We start from the raw sequence: 16,462 nt of genomic DNA on the forward strand, positions 1-16,462 counted from the left end.
CATGAAGAGCGGCGTCCCGTAGGATGCGCAGAGCCAAAGGCGAGCCGCATCGTCGCGACTCGCCCGGCTCCCGCGCCGATGCGCTGGTCACCGCGCCCTACGACGCCCCGTCTTCAATGATGACGGCTGCCGTCGATCCCGCCGCCCTTGCCGTCGGGCACCAGCACGCGCACGTTCTGCATCATGCCCTGGTCCTCGTGTTCGAGGATGTGGCAGTGCAGGACGTACTCGCCGATGTAGCGCTGGTAGCGCGTGCGCACGTACACGCGGTAACCCTTCTTGACGAACAAGGTGTCCTTCCACACGCCCTTGGTGTTGGCGTACTGCGGATCGTTCTTCTCGCCGGTGACGCTGACGTCGTTGCCCTGCGGGTCGAGGATGCGTGAGACCTGGAACGGATTGACGTGGATGTGGAAGGGATGGCCGCCCAGGTCCGAGCGCAGTTCCCATTCCTCGATGTCGCCCAGCACCAGGTCGCGCGACTTGGTCGGGTCGTAGGGGAAGCCGTCGATCTTGTACACGTTCGGCGTCTGGCTGCCGTCGATGTCGAACACCAGTTCCTGATGGCCGGTGAGTTCGCCGTCGCCGATGTCCGGGTGCGGCACGAACGCATCCAGGCGCAGGCCGTCGCGCAATGCGGCGACGATGCCGGCGCGCAGGTCGGCTGGCATCTGGGTCTCGGCGGCCGCGACCAGGCGGTCGGTCACGTAGGCCGGCAGCTGCGCGATCGGCCCGCCGCTGCCGGCGGCGACGTTGGCCACGCCCAGCAGCTGACGGTCTTCGGCGGCGTTGGTGATGCTGGCGCTGGCCGGCGCGGCGGCGTCGATCACGCAGTACTGGCCGGCCTGGGGGAACACCACCAGCGCGTCGCTGCGGTAGCCCGGCTGCAGCACGTTCTCGTTCTTCTGGATCGCGCGCGCATGGCTGAGGCCGTCGGCGGCGACTTCGAACTGCGGCACCACCGGGCCGGTGCAGTTGCGCGCCACCCAGTTGTCCAGCGCGGTGCCGGACAGGCCTTCCATGCTGGTGTGGTTGGCGCGCAGTTCGCGCAGCTGCAGGTTGATGGTGTCGCGCACGCCCGCGTGCAGCAGGCGCCAGCGCTCGATGCGGCCGGCGACCAGGCCGGTGAAGGTCGGCAGCACGTCGCCGTTGATGCTGGTGTGGCGACCGGACTGCACCCAGGTGTCGACGGTCGCGCCGGGCTCGAAGCCGAACTGGTCGTAGCCCTCGATGCCGCCGATGTCGCCCGGGTCGCAGACCCAGGCCACGGTCTGACCGGCGGCGTTCTTGCTGACCTTGATCTTGTTGGTGGTTTTGTCGCGGCAGGCGTAGGCGACCTGCTGGAACAGCAGCAGGCGCTCGGGCATCGCGCTGCCGTCGGGGTCGCGCAGCAGGGTGTCGAGGTCGCCGGTGCGGCCGGCCGCGGGCAGGCGGTTGCCGCGCACCAGCAGCGCGCCGGCCATGCCGCTGGACACCTGCAGCGCGGTCGAGCCGTGCAGGTGCGGGTGGTACCAGTAGGTGCCGGCCGGGTGGTCGGCGGGCAGGTTGTACTCGTACTCGAACTTCACCCCCGGGCGCAGGGTCAGCAGCACGTTGTCGCTGTTGCCGGTGGGGCTGACCCACAGGCCGTGCGAATGCAGGTTGGTGGAGTTGAAGCAGTGCGGGATGTTGATGTTCTTGGGCGTGCAGGCCGGCTGCTCAGGCAGGTCGTTGTGCAGGCGGATGCGCACGGTTTCGCCGGGCGAGGTAACGATGGTCGGCGCCACGAACGGCACGTCGGGATTGGTGCCGGGGCTGTGATACGAGCGCAGGTTGACCTCGTCGTAGCGCTGGCTCTCCGGGTTCCAGATCCGCGAGCGGGTGTAGGCGATGCGCAGGTCGAGCGTGGCCTCGTGCGTGTCCAGCGGGCGCGCGCCGGCCGGGGTCAGGCTCAGCAGCGGCTTGGCGGCGTCGGCGGAGCGCAGCATGCGCGCCTGCACGGGCTGGTCGAGGTCGCGTTCGTCGGCTGCGTCCTGCGCGGCCAGCGGTGGTGCCAGCGCCAGCAACAGGGCGGCGAGGAGGGTGCGCCGCGCGATCGGCGCGCGGAGATGGCCCGGTGTGGCCAGGGGAGTGCGTTCCATGCGGCGTAGCTCCTGCGGTCGATGTGGATTGGATGTGCCGCAGGAGCATAGCCCGGCTGTGAAGACGCGCAGCGGCCGGCAGCCGGGGGCGCCGGCCTGCCGATACGCGCGAGTGCGCCCCGACGGCGTCGCGGCGTTGAATGAGAATTGCCGGAAATAGCGCACATTTGCGCGCCAGAACGCCGCATGCGCGCGGCATGCGGCGGGTTTGAAAGCGGACGCGTGCGGCTGGTCGCGCCGCCGCCGCGCCGACCGCCGATGCCGTGGCACCGACGGACGGTCGCGCGGACTTACATCGACTGCGCCTGGCGCTGTTCCCGCAGCGGCGCCGGCTGCGCCGGGGCCTGCTGATTGAGTGCGTCGAGCTGGCGGAACGACTCTTCGGCCGACGGCGCCTTGTCGGTGGGCACGCCGACCCGGACATGGGCCGGATCGCTAAGCCCGCCCTGGACCAGGAACGCGGTCTTGCCGACTTCCTTGGTCACCGGGTCCACGCTCAAGGCGACGTGGTCGGGGCTGGTGATGCCGTTGCGCTTGCCTTCCACGGTCATGCCGGCGGCGATGCGGTCCAGCTCGCCCTCGGACACGCTGCGGCCGTGGCGCGCGAATTCGCCCTCGACCTTTTCGCGGATGCCGGAGAACAGCTTGTGGTCGGCATGCTCGGCGCTGCGCGGATCGACGCGGATGTGCGAGTGCTGATCGTCCAGCAGCGCATCCAGCGGCGAGTTGATGTTGACGTGCGCGTGCGTGGTCTTGGTGTGGTCGAAGTGGCCGGGCTTGGGCGTGCTGGTGCTGATGTCGACGTAGGGCTGGCGGCCGGCCGAGTTCGCGCCCAGATCGACGCCGTTCTGCTCCATCAGGCTTTCGTTGAGCTTGAGCTGGGTCATGTTCAGATGCACCGCCGGCTTGCTGCCGTCGGCGGTCTTGCCATGGGCGTGTTCGAGCTGGCTGATGTAGCTGACGTAGCTGGCGCCGTAGTAGTTGGCGTAGTCCGAGTTGCCGTTGTGGCCCAGGCGCGCCTGCGAACCGGGCATGTCGAAGTAGTACTTGCCCATCGCCTTGATGTTGTCGGCGCTCTGCGCCATCGACAGGTCGGCGCCGATGGTCAGGTCGGCCTTCATCGCGTAGGTGAAGTTGGGCGCGGTGCCGCTGCGGGTCATGAAGTCGCCGGCGCGGCCGGGCGAGGACAGGTACACGTCCTCGATGGTCGCCGTGGGCTTGGCCTGGCGCGCGGCGCCGACCAGGGCGTTCCAGCCGGCGATGTGGGCCTTGGCCTCGTCGTCGCGGTTGGTCTGGATCATCTTGCCGACGATAGGCGTGTAGTCGTGCACTGCCGCCGGGCTCTTGGCCATCGCCGTGGCTTCGGTGGCGAAGGTCGACAGGGCGGTGGCGCGGTCGCCGCGGAAATAGCCGTGCTGCACTTCGTGGCCGAGCACGAAGGTCATGTTGCCGGCGTTGTAGGTGCCGCCGGGCGCCTTCTCCAGGCCCTTGATCGGCAGCAGCATGGTCTGGTCGCTGCTGCGGTAGGCGCCGCCCGCATGCGGGTCGGTGAGCGCGGCGAACGACTTCAGGTGGCCCTTGTCGACCACGTCGTTGAGCTGCGCGAGTAGGGCCGGCGAGCCGTTGATCGTGGCGGTGAGGTTGGTGACGGCTTCGGCGCTGACGCCGGGCTTCTTGCCGAAATCGTCGATGAGTTTCTGCAGGTCTGCGCTAATGGGCATGACGGGATCCTTCCCTTACTCGACCGTGATCATCTTCACGCAGTGGTGGCGAACCTTCTCCGGCGTTTCGTCGGATTCGCCTTCGATGTAGACCTCCAGCGACAGCGTCGGACGCTGGAACCGGTAGTGGTCGACGCGGCCGTGCTCGCCGTAGCTGACGCTGTCTTCGAAGCCCATGCCCTTGAGCGCCTCGGCGTACTGCTTGTAGTCCATGCCGCAGATGGCGGTCATCGGCGCATGGCCTTCGCCGGTGCGCGAGAAGTCGAAGATCAGCTTGTTCTTGTCGTCGCCCGGGGTCTTGCTGACGTACAGGTTGTAGGCCCAGTCCGGGGTGAGCTGCGCGCCGGTGCCGAAGGCGTCGGGGCGGCTGGCCGCGCGTTGGATCGACAGGCCGGTCTGCTGCTCGACGTATTCGGGGGTGAGCTGGTCGCTGGACTTGAGGCCTTCGATCAGCTTGAGCACGCGCCGGCTGACTTCGTCGCCGGACAGCGTGGCGTTGGCGGTGGTCATGGATTCCTCCTTGATGGATGTCGGTTCGTTCTTGCCCGGCGACACGTGCGCGCAGGCGGCCAGGGCGAGGCCGCTGAGCGGCAGCACGCACCAGGCGGTAAGGGCGTTGGGGGATGTGGAGCGGGGCGGCGGCATGGCGTCTCCTCCGTGGACGCTGGGGGTTTCCAAGTTATAGATCATGCGCTGAGACCTATACAACGAGAGAACCGCGTCGAAGCGGCCACCTGCGTTGCGTTCTGGCCTGAGGGCGCGCCGGTCCGCGTTGCCTGTCCACAATCCCGAATCAGGAAACGCGCATGGCCCGCACGCCTCTGTACTCGTTGTTGCGCCGCGCGGCGCGGATCGCGCGCGCGTCCCTGCACACGCCGCAGGCGGCCGACGAGCTGCAGGACTACGCGCGCGAGCGCCGCACCGACCTGCGCCGTCGGCGCCTGCTGCAGGGCGCCGGTGCCGGCCTGATGCTGGCCGGCTGCGCACAGGCGCCGCCGCGCGCGTTGACGTCCGCGGGCGACGAAGTGGTCGTGGTCGGCGCCGGCATCGCCGGCCTCACCGCGGCCTGGCGGTTGCGCCAGGCCGGCGTGCGCGTGCGCGTCTACGAAGCCCAGGGCCGGGTCGGCGGACGCATGCTCAGCCTGCGCGACCATTTCCCTGACGGCCAGGTGATCGAGCTGGGCGGCGAGTTGATCGACAGCAACCACGCGCGCATCCGCGCCCTGGCCGGCGAACTGGGGCTGACCCTGGACGACCTGCTCGCCGGCGACAGCGATGCCGACGCCTGGTACTTCGACGGCCGCCGCATCGGCGAGCGCGAACTGGTCGAGGCCTTCGTGCCGGTCGCGGCCCTGATCGAGCGCGACCTGTCGCGCCTGGGCGACGGCGACATCACCTACCGCGACGCCCAGGGCGCGCAGGCGCTGGACGCGCTGTCGATCGCGCAATGGCTGGACGCCAACCAGGTCGGCGGTTGGCTGCGCAAGCTGATCGACGTGGCCTACACCACCGAGATGGGCCTGGCGATCGAGCAGCAGTCGGCGCTGAACCTGCTGACCTTCATCGGCACCGGCGGCGACGCCTTCGCCGTGTTCGGCGAAAGCGACGAGCGCTTCCACGTGCGCGGCGGCAACGACCTGATCGTGCAGCGGCTGGGCGGCAAGCTCGAGGACGCGATCGAGCAGGGGCAGGTGTTGGAGTCGGTGCGCGTCGAGGCCGGCGGCTATGCGCTGTCGTTCCGGCGCGGTGCGGCCTCGCGCACGGTGCGCGCCAAGCAGGTGGTGCTGGCGCTGCCGTTCACCCTGCTGCGCAAGGTCGAGATCGCCGCCGAACTGCCGCCGGTCAAGCGCCGCGCGATCGACGAGCTGGCCTACGGCAGCAACGCCAAGTTGATGATCGGCTACGACCGCCGGGTCTGGCGCGAGCAGGGCGGCAACGGCGCCTCGATGAGCGACCTGGCCTACCAGACCAGTTGGGACACCACGCGCAAGCAGGCCGGCGCGGGGGGCGTGCTGACCAACTTCACCGGCGGCCAGCACGGCCTCGACCTGGGCCGGGGCACGCCGCGCGAGCAGGCCGACGCCGCCACCGCGGCGCTGGACCGGGTCTTCCCCGGTCTGGCGCAGGCGCGCACCGGCGCGCGCGAGGCGCGGTTCCACTGGCCCAGCCATCCCTGGTCGCTGGGCAGTTACGCCTGCCTGCGCCCCGGCGACTGGACCGGCCTGCGCGGGGCGATGGGCGAATCGGTGGGCGGCCTGCACTTCGCCGGCGAGCATTGCGCGCTGGACACGCAGGGCTTCATGGAGGGCGGTTGCGAGTCCGGCGAGACGGCGGCGCGGGCGGTGCTGGCGCAGCTGGGTTTGGCACCGCTACGGCATGCGGCGGCCCCTATTCATGTAACTGCCTGAATCCTGGGCTTTTTTGAACTGGCGGGTATCGTTTTGCAGTGCAGCGTGCAAAGGGGATAACGTTTCCTTCACGATCGCCCCGCATCCCGACGTGGGGGAGGGAGCAGGCCCGCAACCGGTTCGACCGGGGCGGGCTTTTTTATTGCGCGCGCTTTTGTACGCGATCGGCGCCACGCCCCGCGCCGCTGCCCCACGCGACATACGGTGGCCGTTTTCGGCCGCGAATCCGTGCCTTGAGACCCCTTCCGCATCGGCCTACGCTGCGCACGCACGGGGGTGACTGTGACGTAAATCACTCTTATCCAGGAGTAGAGGCTATGAAAGCTTGGACATTGGCCTTGTGCGCGACCGCGCTGGTGGCGGGCAACGCGCATGCGGCGACTTACGTCGTACAGGCGAAAGCGCTGAACTTCAGTCCCGCGCTGGCCGCCAAGATCGCCGCCGCGGGCGGACAGGTACAGGCGCGCTACCCGCAGATCGGCGTGGCGATCGTCGAGGCCGACGACGGCTTCGCCGCACGCGCGATGCAGTTGAGCGAAATCGAATCGGCGGCGCGCGACAGGGTGCTGCAGTTCGAGCAGCCGACCGTGGTGAGCGGACTCAGCCTGGGCGAGAACGCCGCCAGCCCGCCGAACACCGGCGACAACGACACCCGCTTCGACCTGCAGTGGGGCCACACCGCGATCCACGCCACCGACGCGTGGGCGCACGGCTATCGCGGCGCCGGCGCGGTGGTGGCGGTGCTGGATTCGGGCGTGGACTGCGCGCATCCGGACCTGGTGCCGAACCTGCTGGCCAACCTCAACACCTCGTTCGTCGCCGGCGAAGGCGCCTGCGCGACGCGGCCGTTCCCGGCGTTCAACCACGGCACCCACGTCGCCGGCACCATCGCCGCGGCCGACAACGGCGTCGGCATCATCGGCGTGGCGCCCTCGGCCAAGTTCTTCGCGGTCAAGGTGCTGTCGGAGTTCACCGGCAGCGGTAGCTTCGCCGGCATCCTGCAGGGCATCGTCTACGCCACCGACAACGGCGCCGACGTGATCAACATGAGCCTGGGCGTGAGCGGCGGCCTGCCGATCGCCGCCGACACCAAGGACTTGATCAAGGCGATGCAGAAGGCGGTGCTGTACGCGCGCCAGAACAACACCATCGTGATCGCGTCCACCGGCAATGAGGCGATCGATTTCGACCACGAGACCGATGCCGACGGCAACCGCCTGATGTCGTTCCCGGGCGGCGTCGAAGGCGTGATCGGCATATCGGCGACCGCGCCGATCGGCTGGGCGCTGAACTTCAACACCAACCTCGACATTCCGACCAGCTACACCAACTACGGCAAGCGCACCGTCGACTTCGCCGCGCCGGGCGGCGACTCGGTGTATCCGGGCAACGAGAACTGCACCGTGGCCGGCCTGTTGCGGCCGTGCTGGGTGTTCGACCTGGTGTTCAGCGACAGCACCGGCGGCTTCTCCTGGGCCGGCGGCACCAGCATGGCCTCGCCGCACGCGGCCGGCATCGCGGCGCTGGTCATCGGCGCCAACGGCGGCGAGCTGCAGGTCTCGCGGGTCGAGGACGCGCTCAGGCACGGCGCGGCCGACCTGGGTGCACGCGGCGTCGACGAATTCTTCGGCAAGGGGCGCGTGAACGCCGACGACGCGCTGCGCTAGCCGTTACCGAGCAGGGGTGCCGCGACCGAGGTGACCGGGCGCGGCGACGGACGCCCGACCGACACGTGCGGCGGGCGTCCGCTTTTTTTTGAGAGCGCGCGTGGCGAAGCGTCGCGACCGCCATGCGATCATCGGCGCATGTCCGAACCCGCCGTCGTTTTCTCCGATGCCAGCGAGCGCGCGCTCGCGCGCCTGCGCGCGTCCGCGCCCGACACCGCCGCCGCGCTGGCCGATCCCGAACTCGCCGCGCGGGTGGCGCGCGTCGCGGCGATCAGCGATTTCGCCGTCGACACCCTGGTCCGCCAGCCCGCGCTGCTGCAGGCACTGGCCGCCGACGACGGCGCGCAACCCTGGCCGCTGCCGGAGCTGCTGCCCGAGCAGCGCGCGGATTGGGGCGGCGTGCTGCGCCGCTACCGCGCGGCCGGCTCGACCCGGCTGATTTGGCGCGACGCGCTGGGCCTGGACGAGGTCGACGCCACCCTGGCCGGCAGCACCGAACTGGCCGAGGTCTGCCTGCAGCGCGCGCTGCAGGCGCTGGAGGCCGAGTTCGCGCAGCGCTACGGCGTGGTCCGCGACCGCGACGGCGCGCAGCAGCGGTTGGTGGTGTTCGGCCTGGGCAAGCTCGGCGGCGGCGAGCTCAACTTCAGCTCCGACGTCGACCTGGTCTATGCCTACGAACACGACGGCAGCACCGAATACGACGGCCGCGATCCGGCGCGCGCGCTGGACGCGGAGAACTACTTCGCCAAGCTCGGCCAGCAGTTGGCGCGCCTGCTCGACGAGGTCACCGCCGACGGCTTTTGCCATCGCGTCGACCTGCGCCTGCGCCCTTACGGCAACGCCGGCCGCCTGGCCTGGTCGTTCGCGGCGATGGAGCAGTACTTCCAGCGCGAAGGCCGCGACTGGGAACGCTATGCCTGGCAGAAGGCGCGCCCGGTGGCCGGCGACATCGACGCCGGCGAGCGCTTTCTCGAAGCGCTGCGCCCGTTCGTGTACCGGCGCTATCTCGACTTCGGCGCCCTCGACGGCCTGCGCGCGATGAAGGCGGCGATCAGCGCCGAGGTCGCGCGCAAGGAACTGGCCGACGACATCAAGCGCGGGCCCGGCGGCATCCGCGAGATCGAATTCCTGGCCCAGGCCCTGCAACTGATCCGCGGCGGCCGCGAAGCCGAACTGCGCGGTCGGCGCCTGTTGCCGGCGCTGCGCGAGCTGATCGCGCAGCGCCAGATCGGCGAGGCCGCGGGCGCGGCACTGATCGACGATTACCGCTACCTGCGCCGGCTGGAAAACCGCCTGCAGATGCTGCGCGATGCGCAGACGCATGCGCTGCCGGAGGCCGACGGCGACCGCGCGCGCATCGCGCACGGCCTGGGCTATGCGGATTGGCAGGAGCTGCGCACGGCCCTGGACGAACGCCGCGCGCGCGTGACCGCCGAGTTCGACGCGCTGCTGGCGCCGCGCCGGCGCGTGGTCGCGCCCAATGCGCTGACCGTGTACTGGCGCGCGCTGCCGGAGGCGGGCAGCGCCGAGGTGCTGGCCGACGCCGGCTTCGAGGACGCGGCCTCGGCCGACACGCTGCTGCGCGACCTGGCCCGCAGCCCCGGCGTGCGCGGCCTGTCCGACGGCGCGCGCGCGCGCCTGGACCGCGTGCTGCCGGCGCTGCTGCAGGGTGCGGCGGTGTCCTCGCAGCCGATGCTCGCGCTCAAGCGCCTGCTCGCGCTGCTGCACAACATCCTGCGCCGCAGCGCCTATCTGGCGCTGCTCGACGAACAGCCGGCCGCGTTGTCGCGCCTGTTGGAAACCGTCACCCGCAGCGCCTTGCTGGCCGAGCGCCTGGCCGCGCATCCGCTGCTGCTGGACGAGCTGCTGGACGCGCGCGTCGCCGGGCCCTTGCCGGGCCGGTCGGAACTGATCTCGGCCTGCGAGGAAGTCGACGGCGGCGACGACACCGAGGCCTCCCTGCAGGCCTTGAACGAAGTGCGCCAGGCGCTGAGCTTCCGCATCGCCCTGGCGCTGCGCGACGGTCGCCAGTCGGCCGAGGAAAGCGCGCGCCAGTTGGCCTGGCTGGCCGACGGCGTGGTGCTGCGCGTGCTCGCGCTGGCCGAGCGCGAGGTCGCCGCCGCGCACGGCCGCGTGCCGGGCTCGCGCTTCGTGGTGCTGGGCTACGGCAGTCTGGGCGGCGAGGAGCTGGGCTTCGGCTCCGACCTGGACCTGGTGTTCCTGTACGACGCGCCGCGCGCGGACGCGGACGGCGTGTCGATCGAGAGCCTGCATTCCGACGGCGCGCGGCCCTTGGAAGCGGTGCGCTGGTTCGCGCGGCTGGCGCAGAAGGTGGTCGCGCTGTTGGGCGCGGTGACCGCGGGCGGACGTCTGTTCGACGTCGACGTGCGCCTGCGCCCCGACGGCGCCAAGGGCCTGCTGGTGTCGTCGCTGACCAGCTTCGCCGAGTACCAGCGCGAGCGCGCCTGGACCTGGGAGCATCAGGCGCTGGTGCGTGCGCGCGGCGTCGCCGGCGATCCGGGGCTGCGCGAGGATTTCGAGCGGGTGCGCGCGCAGACGCTGACGCACGCGCGCGATCCGGACAAGGTGCGCGAGGACGTGAGCGCGATGCGGCTGCGCATGCGCGCCGAGCTCGATCGCAGCGATGCGGCGGCGTTCGATCTCAAGCAGGGCGAGGGCGGGTTGGTGGATCTGGAGTTCCTGCTGCAGGCGCTGGTATTGCGCGAGGCGCAGGCGCATACGGCGCTGCTGGCACCGCGCGATACGCCTGGGTTGATCGGGGTCGCCGAGACGGTGGGTGCGCTGGCCGCGACCGACGCGGCGGCGTTGCGCGCGGCGCATGCGACGTTGTTGGCGCGGGGGTTGGATTGCACGTTGGATCGGCGGGCGCGGCGGGTGGCGCCGGACGACGAGGTGGAGGTGGCGCGGGCGGCGATTCGGGCGGCGGTGCAGGGGCAGGGGTTGCGGTTCGAGTAGGCGGGTGTCGGTTCGTCCTGGTCGCAGTCGCCTGCTGCGGGTGCGGGGCACGGCCTCTTGCGGGCGCTTTTTGTAGGAGCTGCGTGAGCCGCGACCGCGAATCCCGGCTATCGAGCCTATCCGGTTCCGATGGCCTCCAAATCCCGGCGTTGCGCTTTTAGCTCCCTCCTTTGACAAAGGGTGAAGCCGTGCGTTTACGAACCGCAGGTTCGTGCACGGGTGAACGACAACAGGCTGTGCCTGTTGGCCGGGCGGGTTGGGGAGGATTTGCTTTTGTTCTTGCTCTGCTTCTTCTGACCGAAGGTCAACGGCTTCCGCCTGCTGCGCATGCGGGTCACTTTCTCTTGCTGACCCAAGAGAAAGTAGCCAAAGAGAAGGGTCTGAGCCCAGAGCTCCCGTGTGGCTTCGGTTCTGGCGCCGGGATTTTTCGATAAGACATCCCTGTCTTATCGAAAAACGGCGCGCGTCCTGCGCGCCGCCCTCCGGGTCTACGGTTGCTCGTGTGGCTTCGGGTCTATGGATTTGAATGCCGGAGCAAACTCAACGGCAACGGCAACGGCAACGGCAACGGCAACGGCAACGGCAAAGGCAACGGCAACGGCAAAGGCAACGGCAAAGGCAACGGCAAAGGCAAAGGCAACGGCAAAGGCAACGGCAAAGGCAAAGGCAACGGTAAAGGCAAAGGCAACGGCAATCACAGGGAAATCGTTTGCGATGGCGGCTGCCGCCCGCTTTCTGTGGGAGCGGCGTAAGCCGCGATTTCGTTATCGCGCGCGGCGGCGTAGCGGTCCGTAGGCCGTCGATGATCGAGTGCTGCCGTAGGATGCGGTGAGCCGAAGGCGAACCGCATCGTCGGCGAGGGGAGCGCGCGCGATCCCTCGTCCCCGCGCCTTGCCGGCGTCGCTAAGCGCCCAACCCCAAACGCCTACGCACCTCATCGGCGATCCGCGCCGTTTCCCGCTGCGGCGTGACCGCATAGCCGTCCAACGCGTCCATGCCGCCGTAGCGGCGCGCGCGGCCGCTCTCCAGCAGGCGGTCGACGAACCGTCGCGGTCGCCCGCTCAAGGCGTCGACGCCGGCGATGTACAGCGGCACCGTGGTCGCCGCGGCTTCCGACAGCAGGTTGACCGAGTCGGCGCTGCAGATCACGCGATCGGCCCAGCCGAGCAGCCCGGCATACGGGTTGACGCCGTCTTCCGGGCCCGACCAGACCACGCCGGGCACCTGCGCCAGGTGAGCGCGCAGGCGTTCGCGTACCGGCGCGGGCGTGCGTCGCGAGGCGGTCGCCAGCACGCTGCCGCCTTCGCGTTCGACGCCGGCGGCGACGCCGGCGATCAGCGCCTCGATGCCGGCGGCATCGAAGGCCGCATGCGCGCTGGGGCCGCCCAGCAGCAGGGCGGTGCGCGGCGAAGGCAGCGCGCCGAAGGCCGGGAAGGCGCTGCGCGCGGCCGCCAGCCACAGGTCGTCGACCGGGTGCAGGCTGCCGAGCAGGGACAGGCTGTTGGGCGCGTGCAGGCCGTCGTGCTCGGGCGCGATCACCAGATCCCAGTGGCGGCAGTCGATGCGCGGGTCGAGGATCTGCACGGCGCGCGCGCCGCGCTCACGCAGCAGCCGGGTGGCCAGTGCGGCCTGGCGGCCGCAACCGATCGCCAGCGCCGGCGGCGCGGCCAGCAGCGGCGCGAACGCCGCGCCGAACGCGCGCGCGGCACCCGGCAGCCGGCGCGGTGCGGTCCAGGCCCAGGGCGTCTGCGGGTCCAGCACGAACTCGCGCGCGCTGCGGCCCAGTGCGGCCGCCAGCGCCTGGGCCTGGCGCACGTTGCCGGCATGGCCGTCGCTTAGGACCAGGGTTTCATCCATGGATATAACAGCGCTGGATGGCTTCTTTTGTTGCACTGGTGCGATCAATCCGTTCCGGCGATGGCGGCTTTGCTTAACGGCCCGGACTCTACACTTCTGCACTTCGCCGCGGCGCTCCTGCTCCGGCCTCCCCTGGAGATTCCGATGTCCTCGACTTTGTCCGACGCCGCCCTGGACCAGCTGTTCCGCACCGCCCGCACCCACAACGAACTCGGCGGCGAGGTCGGCGACGACACCCTGCGCGCCTTGTATGACCTGCTGAAGTGGGCGCCGACCAGCGCCAACATGTCGCCGGGCCGCTACGTGTTCGTGAAGTCGGCGGAAGCCAAGGAAAAGCTGCGCCCGGCGCTGTCGGAGGGCAACTTGGAGAAGACCATGAAGGCGCCGGTGACGGTGATCGTGGCCCACGACGAGGACTTCCACGAGAAGCTGCCCTATCTGTTCCCGCACACCGACGCCAAGGCCTGGTTCGACGGCCCGCGCGAAGGCCGCAGCGCCGCCGCGTTCCGCAACGGCAGCCTGCAGGGCGCCTACCTGATCCTGGCCGCGCGCGCGCTGGGCCTGGACGCCGGCCCGATGTCGGGTTTCGACAACGCCAAGGTCGACGAGGCCTTCTTCGCCGGCACCCCGATCAAGTCCAATTTCCTGGTCAACCTCGGCCATGGCGACGCGTCCAAGCTGTTCCCGCGTTCGCCGCGCTTGTCGTTCGACGAGGTTGCGCAGATCCTCTGATCGGCGCCGCTTCCGCTGTCCCACCGCCACCGCCCCGCACAGACCGGCCTTAGGCCCCTACCCGGAGATTTCCCGCCATGAAGCGCTTCCTGCTCGCCGCCGCCGTCGCTCTCGCCTTCGCGGGCGCCGCCACCGCCGCTCCGCTGACCTACAAGATCGATCCCAACCACACCGATGTCGTCGCCAGCTGGAGCCATTTCGGTTTCTCCAACCCGGTCGCCCACTTCGGCCAGGTCGACGGCAGCATCACCTACGATCCGGCCAAGCCGGCGTCGTCCTCGGTCGAGGTCACCATCCCGCTGGCCGGGCTGAATTCGCACGTGGCCGCGTTCGACGAGCACCTGCGCAGCGAGGATTTCTTCGACGCCGCCAAGTACCCGACCATCACCTTCAAGAGCACCAAGGTCGAGGCCGCGGGCGACAAGAAGCTCAAGGTCACCGGCGATCTGACCGTGCACGGCGTGACCAAGTCGGTGCTGCTGGACGTGACCATCAACAAGGTCGGCGAGCAGCCGATGGCCAAGCGCGCCGCCGCCGGCTTCGACGCCAGCACCACCATCAAGCGCAGCGAGTTCGGCGTCGGCAAGTACGTGCCCAACGTCAGCGACGAGGTGACCATCCACATCACCACCGAAGCGATCGTGCCCAAGGCCGAAGCGGCGGCGCCGGCCAAGACCTAAGCGATGATCGTCGAACGCCCTTCCAGTGCCCGCGGCCGCGTCCAGGCCGGTTGGCTGGACAGCCGCCACACGTTTTCGTTCGGTGGCTACTACGATCCGGCCTGGATGGGCTTCGGCCCCTTGCGCGTGATCAACGAGGACCGCGTCGCCGCCGGCGCGGGTTTCTCGCCGCACCGCCATGCCAACATGGAAATCCTGAGCTACGTGCTCAGCGGCGGTCTGGCGCACAAGGACAGCAGCGGCGGGGGCGGCACCATCCGCCCCGGCGAGCTGCAATGGATGAGCGCCGGCCACGGTGTCGAACACAGCGAGTACAACGCGTCCGACGCCGAGCCGGTGCATTTCCTGCAGATCTGGATACAGCCCGACCGCCTCAACGCTCAGCCCGCCTACGCCCAGCGCGAGGCCGGTGCGGGTGGCGAGGGCTGGACGCTGCTGGCGTCGCCCGACGGCGCCGACGGCAGCATCGCGATCCGGCAGCAGGCGTGGCTGCACGGTGCGCGCCCCGTGGCGGGTGCCGCCTTGCAGCGCGAGCTGGATCCGGCGCGGTTGTATTGGCTGCATGTGGCCGAAGGTGAGGTCGAGGCCAATGGCCGCAGGCTGCAGGCCGGCGATGCGCTGGGCTATCGCGAGGAAGGCGGCGCGCTACGCCTCGTCGGACTCGGCGATGAGGCGGCGAACGTGTTGTGGTTCGATTTGCCGGCGCAGTAGGTCCGGCATCGCGCTCGCGCCGGGCCCTCACCCCAACGCCTCTCTCAGTGGGAGAGGGGCTAGGTCATCGGTTTTCCTTCTCCTGTGGGAGAAGGTGCCCGCAGGGCCGGATGAGGGTCCGGGGCGAGGTGTATGCGCCGCGCTCGCATCGGCTCTCGCCAAGCCCGAACACGCGCCCACCGGCCGTCCCGCCTCCACCTGCTAAACTACGCCCCCGCGTCGCCACCCGTCGTCCGTCATGACCGCAGCCAACGCCCATCCCACTCAGGCCAACGCCGAGCAGCGCTACACCGTCACGCGCGCCGACCTGCCGCTGAGCTGCCCGCTGCCGTCGATGGCGCTGTGGAATTCGCATCCGCGCGTGTACCTGCCGATCGAGGCCGAGCGCGAATGTCAGTGCCCCTACTGCGGCGCGCATTTCACCCTGGTCGACGACTGAGCCAGCCCGGCCACGCCGCAGGTTCCGCGTGCGCCCGCTGACCGTAGTGCAATTGCTGCCGGCGCTGGAGTCCGGTGGCGTCGAGCGCTCCACCCTGGAGATCGCCGACGCGCTGGTGCGCGCCGGGCATCGCGCGGTGGTGGTGTCTGCCGGCGGCCGGCTGCTGCCGCGCCTGCTGGCCGGCGGCGCCGAACACATCGCGCTGGACATCGGGCGCAAATCGCTGGGCAGCCTGCGCCATGTGCGCGGCCTGCGGCGCGTGTTCGCCGAGACCGGCGCCGATATCGTGCACGCGCGCTCGCGTCTGCCGGCCTGGCTGACGCGGCTGGCGCTGCGCGGTATGCCGGTGCCGTCGCGGCCGCATTTCGTGACCACCGTGCACGGGCTCAATTCGCCCTCGCGCTACAGCGCGGTCATGACCGCCGGCGAGCGCGTGATCTGCGTGTCCGACACCGTGCGCGACTACGTGCTGCGCCATTACCCCGACACCGATCCCGGCAAGCTGCGCACCATCCCGCGCGGCATCGACCCGGCCGCATTCCCGCGCGCGCCCGCGCCCGACCGCGACGCGCGCGCCTGGGCTGCCGGCCTGCATCCCGCGCTCGCCGGCGCCGGCCCGCTGCTGCTGCTGCCCGGCCGCGGCACGCGCCTGAAAGGCCATGCCGACGCGCTGCAACTGCTGGCCGCGTTGCGCGGCGAGGGCAGCGACGCACGGCTGTGGTTGCCGGGTGCGCGCGAAGCCGGGCGCGAGGCCTACATCGACGAGCTCGAGCGCGAAGCCGCGGCGCTGGGCATCGCCGACGCGGTCGCGTTCACCGCGCCCACCGACGCGATCGCGCGCGCCTATGCGGCGGCCGATCTGGTGCTGCAGCTGTCGCGCAAGCCCGAGGCCTTCGGCCGCACCGTGATCGAAGCCTTGTCGGTGGGCCGCGCCGTGCTCGGCTGGGCGCACGGCGGCGTCGGCGAACTGCTCGCGCAGCTGCAGCCGGCCGGTGCGGCTGCGCCTTTCGATCCGCGCGCGCTGCACGCGGCCGCTCGCGAATTGCTAACGCATCCGCCGGCGGCAACGGATACGATGGCCTATTGCTTGCGTGCGATGCAGGAGGCCACGCTTGGCGTCTATGCCGAATTCCCCCGCCGCCCGCGCTGAC

Annotated in this window: 13 protein-coding genes; 9 read left to right on the forward strand and 4 right to left on the reverse strand. The window is 70.3% G+C overall.

Annotated elements, in window-relative coordinates; all coding sequences use genetic code 11:
• Positions 1 to 113 precede the first annotated feature (113 nt).
• From LVB77_RS04890 to LVB77_RS04900, 3 genes are all read right to left on the reverse strand, one after another.
• The gene (locus LVB77_RS04890) at positions 114 to 2,120 is read right to left on the reverse strand and encodes a multicopper oxidase domain-containing protein (protein ID WP_232909087.1); all 2,007 of its coding nucleotides are present in this window, start codon (positions 2,118 to 2,120) and stop codon (positions 114 to 116) included.
• 290 nt (positions 2,121 to 2,410) lie between these two features.
• The gene (locus LVB77_RS04895; RefSeq protein WP_232909088.1) at positions 2,411 to 3,841 is read right to left on the reverse strand and encodes an XVIPCD domain-containing protein; all 1,431 of its coding nucleotides are present in this window, start codon (positions 3,839 to 3,841) and stop codon (positions 2,411 to 2,413) included.
• A 15-nt stretch (positions 3,842 to 3,856) separates the two neighbouring features.
• Entirely contained in the window at positions 3,857 to 4,486 is a 630-nt protein-coding gene (locus LVB77_RS04900; protein ID WP_232909089.1) for a hypothetical protein, read from the reverse strand.
• Between the two features lie 161 nt (positions 4,487 to 4,647).
• Between LVB77_RS04900 and LVB77_RS04905 the strand changes: the two genes are divergently transcribed.
• From LVB77_RS04905 to LVB77_RS04920, 4 genes are all read left to right on the forward strand, one after another.
• Positions 4,648 to 6,249 (forward strand): NAD(P)/FAD-dependent oxidoreductase, encoded by a 1,602-nt coding sequence (locus LVB77_RS04905; RefSeq protein ID WP_232909090.1) that lies wholly within the window; start codon positions 4,648 to 4,650, stop codon positions 6,247 to 6,249.
• Between the two features lie 317 nt (positions 6,250 to 6,566).
• Positions 6,567 to 7,916 (forward strand): S8 family serine peptidase, encoded by a 1,350-nt coding sequence (locus LVB77_RS04910; protein WP_232909091.1) that lies wholly within the window; start codon positions 6,567 to 6,569, stop codon positions 7,914 to 7,916.
• A gap of 138 nt (positions 7,917 to 8,054) precedes the next feature.
• Positions 8,055 to 10,892, forward strand: coding sequence for a bifunctional [glutamate--ammonia ligase]-adenylyl-L-tyrosine phosphorylase/[glutamate--ammonia-ligase] adenylyltransferase (gene glnE, locus LVB77_RS04915; RefSeq protein WP_232909092.1), 2,838 nt, complete (start codon positions 8,055 to 8,057; stop codon positions 10,890 to 10,892).
• A gap of 494 nt (positions 10,893 to 11,386) precedes the next feature.
• Positions 11,387 to 11,644 carry a hypothetical protein gene (locus LVB77_RS04920; RefSeq protein WP_232909093.1) on the forward strand — a complete coding sequence of 86 codons (258 nt, stop codon included), beginning with the start codon at positions 11,387 to 11,389 and terminating at the stop codon, positions 11,642 to 11,644.
• A gap of 151 nt (positions 11,645 to 11,795) precedes the next feature.
• Here the strand turns inward: LVB77_RS04920 and LVB77_RS04925 are convergent, their stop codons facing one another.
• Positions 11,796 to 12,749, reverse strand: coding sequence for a mitochondrial fission ELM1 family protein (locus LVB77_RS04925; protein WP_232909094.1), 954 nt, complete (start codon positions 12,747 to 12,749; stop codon positions 11,796 to 11,798).
• Positions 12,750 to 12,893: 144 nt separating this feature from the next.
• On the opposite strand from LVB77_RS04925, the gene LVB77_RS04930 reads away from it, so the two are divergent.
• The 5 genes from LVB77_RS04930 (at position 12,894) to LVB77_RS04950 (ending at position 16,461) form a co-directional block, all read left to right on the forward strand.
• Positions 12,894 to 13,481 (forward strand): malonic semialdehyde reductase, encoded by a 588-nt coding sequence (locus LVB77_RS04930; RefSeq protein WP_232909095.1) that lies wholly within the window; start codon positions 12,894 to 12,896, stop codon positions 13,479 to 13,481.
• Positions 13,482 to 13,558: 77 nt separating this feature from the next.
• A complete protein-coding gene (locus LVB77_RS04935) occupies positions 13,559 to 14,161 on the forward strand; it encodes a YceI family protein (RefSeq protein ID WP_232909096.1) in 603 nt (200 codons plus the stop codon).
• Positions 14,162 to 14,164: 3 nt separating this feature from the next.
• Complete coding sequence (locus tag LVB77_RS04940; protein WP_232909097.1) at positions 14,165 to 14,872, forward strand: pirin family protein; 708 nt, start codon at positions 14,165 to 14,167, stop codon at positions 14,870 to 14,872.
• A gap of 238 nt (positions 14,873 to 15,110) precedes the next feature.
• Positions 15,111 to 15,311, forward strand: a complete 201-nt coding sequence (locus LVB77_RS04945; protein ID WP_031370314.1) for a zinc-finger domain-containing protein — start codon at positions 15,111 to 15,113, stop codon at positions 15,309 to 15,311.
• 28 nt (positions 15,312 to 15,339) lie between these two features.
• On the forward strand, positions 15,340 to 16,461 hold the full coding sequence (locus tag LVB77_RS04950; RefSeq protein WP_232909098.1) for a glycosyltransferase: 1,122 nt from the start codon (positions 15,340 to 15,342) through the stop codon (positions 16,459 to 16,461).
• Position 16,462 lies beyond the last annotated feature (1 nt).

The organism is Lysobacter sp. 5GHs7-4 (assembly GCF_021284765.1).
Lineage (GTDB): Bacteria > Pseudomonadota > Gammaproteobacteria > Xanthomonadales > Xanthomonadaceae > Lysobacter.